At 67.6% G+C, this 1,175-nt stretch carries 2 protein-coding genes; one reads left to right on the top strand and one right to left on the bottom strand.

The window, feature by feature from the left end:
* Positions 1–377 (bottom strand): hypothetical protein (locus DMB66_RS65115; protein ID WP_233625632.1); only part of this gene is annotated, 377 nt, incomplete at its 3' end.
* On the opposite strand from DMB66_RS65115, the gene DMB66_RS59815 reads away from it, so the two are divergent.
* A partial coding sequence (locus DMB66_RS59815) for a cation diffusion facilitator family transporter (RefSeq protein ID WP_148112973.1) occupies positions 312–1,175 on the top strand: 864 nt, incomplete at its 3' end. The two genes, DMB66_RS65115 and DMB66_RS59815, sit on opposite strands and share 66 nt — an antisense overlap.

Below are 1,175 nucleotides of genomic sequence, written 5' to 3'. Positions count from 1 at the left end.
CGCCTCGCCTCTCGACCAGGTCCAAGGCGGCGCTGCGTGCGACTCTGACGTGTTCCGGCGTAGGCCAGGTGCGGCTGCGCCGGATCGCCGGCCAAAGCCGCGCGGAGTGCGAGATCGCCGTCGCTGACATCGCCGCCGTCGTGACCGCACGCCATCGCCGACGACGTCGAATACCTGCTCATCCACTTGATCGCATGACTGACCGCCGTGGTCGTAGGCGCGGAACCGCACAGTGCCGTGTCGCCCACCACGAACAGACCCTCATCCGCCCCGGTGCCCGCAGCGCCACCACTACAAGCCGGAGACTCGACATGACATCGCACAACGACAGTGACGATCACGGCGCTCACGGCCACGCCGCCGAGGCCGGCGGGCATGCGCACGGACCCCGGATCGGCAGTGCCGGCGCCAGCCACCAGAAACCGCTGACGATAGCGTTCGCGTTGACCGCCACGTACGCCGTCGTTGAACTGGTCGGCGGGCTGATCACCGGCTCGCTGGCCCTGATCAGCGACGCCGCCCACATGGGCACCGACGTCCTCGGGCTCGGACTGGCCCTGGCTGCGATCTACCTGGCGAAACGGCCCGCCGCTGGGCAGCGCACCTACGGTACCTACCGCCTCGAGGTCCTCGCCGCTGTGATCAACGGGCTGCTGCTGTTCGGGGTCGCGTTCTACGTCCTTTACGAAGCGGTGCAGCGGTTCCGTGACCCGTCACCCGTCGCGGGGCTGTCTATGCTGATCATCGCGGCGGTCGGGTTGGTCATCAATATCATCTCGTTCCGGCTGCTGACCGCCGGTGCGAAGGAAAGCCTGAACGTCAAGGGCGCATACCTGGAAGTGCTCTCCGACATGCTCGGCTCGATCGGTGTCATCGTCGGCGCTGTCGTGATCACGCTCACCGGGTTCCTGTACATCGACGCCATCATCGCCGCCGCGATCGGCCTGTTCATCCTCCCGCGCACCTGGGCCCTCATGCGCCAAGCCCTGCGCATCATCATGGAGGTCGCCCCACCCGGCATCGACGTCGATGCCGCCATCCGCGACCTGGCCGCGGTCCCCGGCGTCGCCGAGGTCCACGACCTACACATCTGGACCATCACCAGCGGAATGGAAGCCGCCACCGCCCACATCGTCATCGCCGATGACGCCGACTGGCACGCCGTGCTCGATCGC

This window comes from Actinoplanes sp. ATCC 53533, from assembly GCF_003947245.1.
The sequence above is the reverse complement of the archived record's forward strand: the minus strand, read 5'-3'. Positions and strand labels throughout refer to the sequence as shown.